The organism is Caloramator australicus RC3, from assembly GCF_000297115.1.
Lineage (GTDB): Bacteria > Bacillota > Clostridia > Clostridiales > Caloramatoraceae > Caloramator > Caloramator australicus.
On sequence record NZ_CAKP01000034.1, the window covers coordinates 1 to 1,033 of the forward strand.

Sequence of the window (1,033 nt, forward strand, 5' to 3'; positions counted from 1 at the left end):
GGGATGGACGAACCTCTGGTGCACCAGTGTCATGCCAATGGCACAGCTGGGTAGCCAAGTTCGGACGGGATAAGCGCTGAAGGCATCTAAGCGCGAAGCCCACCCCAAGATGAGATTTCCCACGCGGAAGCGGTAAGACCCCTGGAAGACTACCAGGTAGATAGGCCAGAGGTGTAAGCGTCGTAAGGCGTTTAGCTGACTGGTACTAATAGGTCGAGGGCTTGATCTTATTGTGCAGTGTAATCCGGTGGTAATGGAGGTAGGGAAACACCCGTTCCCATTCCGAACACGAAGGTTAAGCCTACCTACGCCGATGGTACTAGGCTGGAGACGGCCTGGGAGAGTAGGTGACTGCCGGGTAAATTTAAAGCCTCAACCGAAATGGTTGAGGCTTTTTTACTTGTGGTGCCTGGCACTTAAGTTTAAGATTTTACTGTTTTTTATGATTTTCAAACTGAGTAATTACCCTATCAAGTTTTTCTTCGATGGATTTTAATTTTTTAAGTATGTTTGTTATGTATAAAAATGCTATAATTAAAATTATTATAGGTAGTCCTATGTTTGTTAAAAGAGCTAAAATATCGATTAAATTCATTTGATATCCCCCCTAAATATATTATAAAATATATTAACAAATTACACAATAAATGTAAATATTTTGATAGTGTCAAGATATTGTAGGTTAATTTTTATAGACAACCCCTTAAATTAGCTAGTTTCAAGGCGTTTGTTAAATTTAAAAAACTTAAATTATATTTTCATATTTTATTGATTTTAATATCCTGTAAATTGGCGTTACTTTCCCTATGTTCAATATCGTTATATTATTCATAACTTCACGTGAAGATTTATTTATCTTTCTTATCGCTTCTTTTATTTTCTTCTTACTTACCTTGAAGGCTTTTTTCATCTTCCTTTAAACACACTTATTTCCCTTAAATTTCCTCCATTCTTGCTAAATACCCTTAGCTTTGCCATTATCTTTAATCCTTCCTTGCTCCATCCTAATGGCCTGCTGCTTAATCTCGCCGAT

At 37.4% G+C, this 1,033-nt stretch carries 1 protein-coding gene, 2 rRNA genes and 1 pseudogene; 2 read left to right on the forward strand and 2 right to left on the reverse strand.

Annotated elements, in window-relative coordinates:
- Both CAAU_RS03665 and rrf read left to right on the forward strand, forming a co-directional pair.
- A 23S ribosomal RNA gene (locus CAAU_RS03665) occupies nt 1-229 on the forward strand; the annotation flags it as partial.
- Between the two features lie 14 nt (nt 230-243).
- Nucleotides 244-360, forward strand: a 5S ribosomal RNA gene (gene rrf / locus CAAU_RS03670).
- A gap of 70 nt (nt 361-430) precedes the next feature.
- On the opposite strand, the gene CAAU_RS14535 is transcribed toward rrf, so the two are convergent.
- Nucleotides 431-595, reverse strand: a complete 165-nt coding sequence (locus tag CAAU_RS14535) for a hypothetical protein (RefSeq protein WP_008908086.1) — start codon at nt 593-595, stop codon at nt 431-433.
- A gap of 150 nt (nt 596-745) precedes the next feature.
- A pseudogene (locus CAAU_RS03675) lies at nt 746-1,033 on the reverse strand (UPF0236 family transposase-like protein); the annotation flags it as partial.

Excerpts from the sequence above, each read along its gene's own strand:
- CAAU_RS14535 (WP_008908086.1), bottom strand. The coding sequence starts at position 595 with ATGAATTTAATCGATATTTTAGCTCTTTTAACAAACATAGGACTACCT.